Raw genomic sequence first — 6,191 nt, forward strand, 5'->3', positions numbered from 1 at the left:
GGAAAGGAAGAACCCGCATGCCCCACCAGATCAAGACCCTGACCGTGCTCGGCACCGGAGTGCTCGGTTCCCAGATCGCCTATCAGGCCGCCTTCCACGGATTCGCTGTCACCGCCTACGACGTCGACGGCGACGCCCTGGAGAAGGCCCGGGCGCGCTTCGCCCGGCTTGTCGGCATCTACCGGGCGGCCAACGTCGGCGGTGCCGGAGAGAGCAAAGCCGAGGCAGCTCTTGAAAACCTCCGCCTCACCGCCAACCTCGGGGACGCCGTCGCCGATGCAGACCTCGTGATCGAGGCCGTTCCTGAGCTGCTCGAGGTGAAGCGGGACGTCTACCGCACGCTCGCAGATCTGGCCCCCGCCAAGACCATCTTCGCCACGAACTCATCAACTTTGCTGCCCAGTGATCTTAAAGATTCCACCGGCCGCCCCGACCGCTTCCTCGCCATCCATTACGCCAACAACATCTGGGCGCAGAACATCGCCGAGGTGATGGGCACCGCCGAAACCGATCCCGCAGTCTTCGACGCCGTCGTCGACTTCGCGCGAAACAGCGGGCTGGAGCCGATCGAGATCAGGAAGGAGAAGGCCGGCTACGTGCTGAACTCCCTGCTGGTCCCGCTCCTGAACGCGGCCGCCGGCCTGCTGCTGCAAGGCGTCGCCAGCCCGGAAACGATCGACAAGACGTGGCGCATTGCCACCGGAGCGCCGAGCGGTCCGTTCCAGATCTACGACGTCGTCGGGCTGGGAACCGCCTACAACATTGCCGCCTCATCGCCAGACCCCGGATCTCAAGCCTTCGCTCGGTACCTCAAGGCCAACTACATCGACCATGGCAAGCTCGGCGTCGAGACGGGCGAGGGTTTCTATACCTACTAGGTCTTCGCATGGGCTGACGGACGGTGCTGACGGACGGTCTAGCGGAGGGGGAGTGGCTGCGGAACCGCTTTTTACACGGACCCGGTCAGCCCTGGCGGTTCGAGTCCAGGACGGTGACGTCCAGAGGCATGCGCCTGGCGCGACGGAGGCGTCCGGCCAGCAGGTTGCGCACCCCGCGGGTCACCATGGTCGTCTTGGTCAGATACCGGAACTCGGCGGTGTCCGACGTTACGAGGTCCAGGAGCGGGCGCGCGGCGTCGTCAGGGGTCTGCCCCCACAGCCCGACGACGACCTGCAGCCCGCCCAGTCGATGCTCGTACCCGGGCTGGGACGTGACGTGCCCCAGCATGTCCGTGATCACCAGGCCCGGATTCATGCCATGCACCCGGACGCCGGTGCCCTTGGTCTCCACCCGCAACGTCTCGGTGAACTGCCGGACCCAACGCTTGCTTGACGCATACGCGTTCTGCAGCGCCACCGGCCCCTGGTCGCCGTGGCCGTACACGTTGACGAGGTCGCCGCGACCTTGGCCGATGAACACCGGCAACGCCACCCTCGACCCGTGGAACGTGCCGAGGATGTTCGTGCGCACCACTTGCGTGAAGTCCTCGACCGGCGTGGACGCCGTCGGCCCGAAGACACCGGAAGCTCCGGCGTTGTTGACCCAGATGTCGAGCGTCCCGCGGCTAAGGGCCTCGTCGCGCAGGGCCTCGACGTCGGCCAGATCACCGGTGTCGCACTGACGCCCGGACGCCGCGATCCCTTCCGCATGCAGCCGCTCGACGGCGGCCTCGACGTCGGCGGCCGACCTGGACGCCAGCACCACCGTCGCACCCTGATGCCCCAGCAACCGGGCCATGGCCAACCCCAGGCCGCGCGTCGAGCCAGTCACGACTGCCACGCGACCGCGGAGGACATCTCGTCGCGAACCCATGCTTCTCTCATACGCGTAGTGACCGGGGAGAGCAAGGGCGCAGGCTTAGTGACAGTTCCGAGGTGGTTGTCCGCCGGGTGGTTCCCCGGCGGCGCTGTTCCATCGCATAGGGGCAATTGCCGGGGGTCTGTCGTCGACGCCGCGGACGGATTTAGACTGAATCATTCCGCGACGCCGGCGGGCTGGCGATGCTGAGCGGGCAACCGAAGATCAGCGGCCGCCTTGTCGTACGTAGTCGGCGGGATCGTAGTGGATCCGGAGTGTCGAGATCTTGCCGTTGTCGAAGCGGAAGAACTCTGCGAGCCGGACAATCCCTGCCGGCATGCGGGCGTCGTAGAGTATCGCGGAGCCATCTGCGCCGTGGACCTCTTGGAGGATCTCGAGGTCCGACACCGTGGCGATGAAGCCTTTTACGCCTTGGCAGAATCCGGCGGCCCCTGTGCGCTTCCCTGCGATCGGACCTTCAAATTCGAGGTCGTCGACGAGCAAAGTGCGCAGCTCGCCGTCGGGGTCGAACGCATCTATGCCGGCGGCCAGGATCCGGTAGTAGCGCTGGAGTACGTCTGGCGCAGCCTTGCTCAGCGTGGACATCGGCAGCTCCTCCCTAAGATTGAAATCTTCAAGCTCTGCACATCGATGAGGCGGAGAACGCGGTTCAATTTGGACCGGATCGTCGCCGGTCAGGTTATAGCCGTTGAGTACAGAAGTCACGACGTCGAGGAGGGCTGCCGCTGCGGCGTGGTGCTGGCCGTCGTCTGCCTGGGATGCACGAAGGCTGAGGCGGAGACGCAGCGGCGGGGCGGGGCTGCAGTCCCCGGAGTTGTTCAGGCGTTCTGCTGGTTCGCGGCCGTCAGCGTCGTGCCTAGAACTGGGTAGTGCCGCGCAGCCGGCGCGGGCGGCCGTCTGGGTCCATGAGAAGACGGCTCATCGGATCGGCCCAGAGGCGTTGGCGGACCGACACCGGCTCTGGAGTGTGGTGGCGCGCGTGTCCCGCGGGTCGGGGGGAGCGGCGGCCGGCTTCATGCCAGCGGTCGAGAGCGTCTGCGGTGGTGTTCCAAAGTTGGAGCCCGGCCGCCGGGTCGATGAGCTGGGGATCGTTCTGCTCCAGCCCCAGGTGTTCTGCCCAGAGTTGGAGCCGGAGCCCGTGGGCCAAAGGCCGGAAAGTGTCGCGGCTGTTGTCTGTGCCGGGCGCCTCCCGGTTGTCGACAGTCGTGTCGAGTACGGCGCAGGTGAGCTCGCTGTCGTTGGTCCAGGACCGACGGTTGAAGTTGTCTGAGCCGCAGGTGAACCAGGTGTCGTCGATGATGCAGATCTTGGCGTGGACATAGATCGGAGTTCCCGCGCGGTTCTCCAGGTCGAACACGCCGACCCTGTCGGGCGCGACCAGACGCAGCATGCTGATGGCACGCAGTTGCCCGATCCGGGCCGCCGGCCCTGCGAGAGGCCCGTCAGCGTCGGGGTAACGGGGTACGACGGCGATCACGTTCAGGTTGGGATTCCGGTCGAGGGCCTCCGCGATTCCGGCTGCGACCTCTTTCGACCACAGGTACTGATCCTCGACGTAGATCAGCGAGCGGGCGCGGGCGAAGGCTTTCGTGTAGGCGCGGGCAATGCTGCGTTCCCCGTCGGGCGCGAACGGAAACGGGGGACGTTTCACCCCGTAGGTGCGCAGCAGCTGCACGGCGTGCTTGCCCGCCGGTGGCGGTGGCGGTGCAGTGGCCGGGAGCGGTTCGGGGTGCCGGGGCATGCGGGCCAGACGTTGCAGCAGCATCCGGTAGGGGGTGCGCCGGTCCAGAGGATGCGGGTCGTTCCACCGTTCAGCAAATACTGCCAGGACATCTGCGACCACGGGGCCACGCAGTTCGAGGGCGGCATCGTGCCATGGCGGTCGTTTCCCGTACCGGGAATCCATGCTCACGGCTTGCGGGTCTCCCGCGTGGTCGGCATCGTCCCGACGGCTGTGCGAAAGGTCGATCCCGCCAACGAACGCGACATCCCGCGACGGGTTGTCACGACGGCGGATGACGAAGATTTTTTGGTGATGGGAGCCAAACAGGCGTACACGCTGATCCAGCAGCACCTCTCCGCCCGCGTCGTTGACCTGACGGCTGAGGAGCTCATTGGATCGGCCGCTGATCGGGGCCGACACGCGCTCTCCATGGGATCTCCAGACAAGGCCCCGCACTTCCACTCCCTCACGGGCCAAGCCAGCGAGCACCTCACCGATCGACGGTCCGTCCGCCAGCAGCCGCTCGTCGGCGTCGCCACGCCAGTCGGTGAACCACACGCGGTCCCCGGCCTGCAGAGCCGTCAACTCCTCATGCAGCCGGGCGAAGTAGGTCGCGCCATGAATCAGGGGCCGCACAAGATTGCCCTCCGACCACGGCGGCGATCCGGCACCGCCCGTGTGTACGTCTGTGGCCAAATTCCCCCGCTCGGCGCGGCTCAGAAACCACGTACCAGCATCACTGTCCACTCAGTCCTTCTTTCGGCGCCCGAGCCCAGGGCACTAGTGTCCGGTCTTCAACGTAGCGACTGTGCTGCCCAATGTCACCGACCGGGTCGTAAGCACCGGATCAAACTCGCTCTCCGGCCCTACCGGGATGACGCTGGACGGCCTATCGTGGTCCTGACATAGCCCGAGGGAAAGGAACGACGATGTTCACCCTGCAGATTAGCTATCCGGTCCGGGACTACGAGGCCTTTAAGAAGGTCTTCGACAGCGATCCCGCAGGCCGAGCCGCCTCCGGCGCCCGGTCTGTCCGCCTGTTCAGGGATACGGAGGACCAGAACAGCGTGGCCGTGCTCCTTGACTTCGACACCAGGGACGCCGCGACCGGCTTTCTGGATAAGTTGCGCAGCCAGGTGTGGGACAAACCCGAGGTGATCGGGCAGCTGATGACGGCAGCGCCGACAGCCAGGATTCTGGAAGAAGTGGCCCGCGAGGGCCAGGGCGCGGGCTGACCGCTGGGAATCATGCTGGACTCGCGGTGGCACAAGAAACCGCTGCATCCCGTGGGTGCCAATGTTGGCTCTCGGGCAGGTTTGGGCGCTATGAGAGCGTCGAGTTCAAAGCCCACGTAATGCCCGCATGGAGCCCGCGTTATGCCTGCCGGGAGTATGAGGAACCCGAGGCCGTCCGTTCCAGTAGTCCGAAGTCGATCATGTAGCGGCGCAGCATGACGACGTCATCGGTATAACTGAGCAGTCGTTCATTAACCTGCTTTTCCGTTAGGTGTTCGCCCGGCTCAAAAGCTTCGCTGACGATCCAGGCCAGGAGCTCCCGCCGTTCCGTCATGTTGGCTGGATACCTCTCGATCCGCCCCAAGCGCATGAAGCGGGCCAATCCGGTCTGCGGCTGCCGCCGGGGTTGCTGCCTGAGGAGGTCGCGGAAGATCGCCTCGGGTGCCTCAAGGTCACTGGCGGCATTGCTTTCCACGAGTCCTGACTCAAGGAGGGCAGCGATAGCCCGGTTTCGCCGGTGGTCATTCAGGTCAGCAAGCACGTCGGGGAGCTTGGCGCCGAGCACTATCTGCGCGTAGGCGGTCCGAGCGTCCGTGTTAGCGAGGGCTGCCACTACACGCCGCCAGTGCGGTCCACTCACCATCGTCGTTCCGGTCACAGCGTTTTCCTCACTCTGCATTTGCCCCCGCCTGTGCTGGTCACGGGTACTTGGCCAACAGGCAAAATCGTAGTCCTGCGCGGGTGTGGCGGACAGGGCCTGCCGACGGCAGGCTGATGGCCCGGACATTGACGGTTGGCCGTTCAGATGGGTTGCAGCAGGCGGTATTCCGGCACTGTATCGGGCAATTGGTGTCCGGCGATGAATTGGTGCCAGTCCGGGAAGGGGTCCGGGGGCAGGCCTGGGCCCGGATCCGCGGGCTGGCCTTGATCGGGGTCGGGTTCCGGGCCGGGTTCGTCCGTGGCCGGGATGTGGGGCAGCCAGTCTTCGGGCCAGCGGGGTGGGTCCCAGTCCTCGGGCCAGCGGGGTGGTTCCCAGTCCTGGTGTTCGCTGGGGTAGTGCCGTCCGGACGGTGAGGTCCAGCCGGGCGGGTGGTCTTTGCTGGCCCGGTCCGGTGTCCAGGCGGAGGTGTGTTTGAGCCGGTGGTGTTTCGGGCAGGGCTGGCCGAGGTTCGAGATGCCGGTGGTGCCGCCGTCGGCCCAGGCCAGGAGGTGGTCTGCCTCGTTGTCCAGGGAGTGGTTGCTGCAGCCGGGGAACGGGCACCGGCCGTCGCGGAGCCGGAGCCAGTGGCGCTGGGCCGTCGTGAGCCGGTAGCTGGTCCGGCCGATTTCGAGCGGGGCGCCGTCCCGGGGGTCGGTCAGGACGCGGTGGAAGGAACCGGCGCCCTCGGCGATGAGGCGGCGGGCCATCGAGGGCG

General features: G+C 66.3%; 7 protein-coding genes. 2 read left to right on the forward strand and 5 right to left on the reverse strand.

Annotation, left to right across the window (positions count from 1 at the left end; genetic code table 11):
• Positions 1 to 17 precede the first annotated feature (17 nt).
• The gene (locus AC1DKN_RS15085) at positions 18 to 878 is read left to right on the forward strand and encodes a 3-hydroxyacyl-CoA dehydrogenase (protein WP_476871718.1); all 861 of its coding nucleotides are present in this window, start codon (positions 18 to 20) and stop codon (positions 876 to 878) included.
• 85 nt (positions 879 to 963) lie between these two features.
• Here the strand turns inward: AC1DKN_RS15085 and AC1DKN_RS15090 are convergent, their stop codons facing one another.
• From AC1DKN_RS15090 to AC1DKN_RS15100, 3 genes are all read right to left on the reverse strand, one after another.
• Positions 964 to 1,770, reverse strand: a complete 807-nt coding sequence (locus AC1DKN_RS15090; protein ID WP_476871719.1) for an SDR family oxidoreductase — start codon at positions 1,768 to 1,770, stop codon at positions 964 to 966.
• A gap of 252 nt (positions 1,771 to 2,022) precedes the next feature.
• Entirely contained in the window at positions 2,023 to 2,403 is a 381-nt protein-coding gene (locus AC1DKN_RS15095) for a nuclear transport factor 2 family protein (RefSeq protein ID WP_476850097.1), read from the reverse strand.
• A 271-nt stretch (positions 2,404 to 2,674) separates the two neighbouring features.
• Complete coding sequence (locus AC1DKN_RS15100) at positions 2,675 to 4,288, reverse strand: phospholipase D family protein (RefSeq protein WP_476871720.1); 1,614 nt, start codon at positions 4,286 to 4,288, stop codon at positions 2,675 to 2,677.
• 182 nt (positions 4,289 to 4,470) lie between these two features.
• On the opposite strand from AC1DKN_RS15100, the gene AC1DKN_RS15105 reads away from it, so the two are divergent.
• A complete protein-coding gene (locus AC1DKN_RS15105) occupies positions 4,471 to 4,776 on the forward strand; it encodes a hypothetical protein (RefSeq protein ID WP_476856884.1) in 306 nt (101 codons plus the stop codon).
• Positions 4,777 to 4,915: 139 nt separating this feature from the next.
• On the opposite strand, the gene AC1DKN_RS15110 is transcribed toward AC1DKN_RS15105, so the two are convergent.
• Both AC1DKN_RS15110 and AC1DKN_RS15115 read right to left on the reverse strand, forming a co-directional pair.
• The gene (locus AC1DKN_RS15110) at positions 4,916 to 5,434 is read right to left on the reverse strand and encodes a DUF2087 domain-containing protein (RefSeq protein ID WP_476871721.1); all 519 of its coding nucleotides are present in this window, start codon (positions 5,432 to 5,434) and stop codon (positions 4,916 to 4,918) included.
• Positions 5,435 to 5,577: 143 nt separating this feature from the next.
• Positions 5,578 to 6,191, reverse strand: a 614-nt coding sequence (locus AC1DKN_RS15115) for an HNH endonuclease signature motif containing protein (RefSeq protein WP_476871722.1), incomplete at its 5' end; no start/stop codon positions are given.

This window comes from Arthrobacter sp. 01N444 (assembly GCF_056399305.1).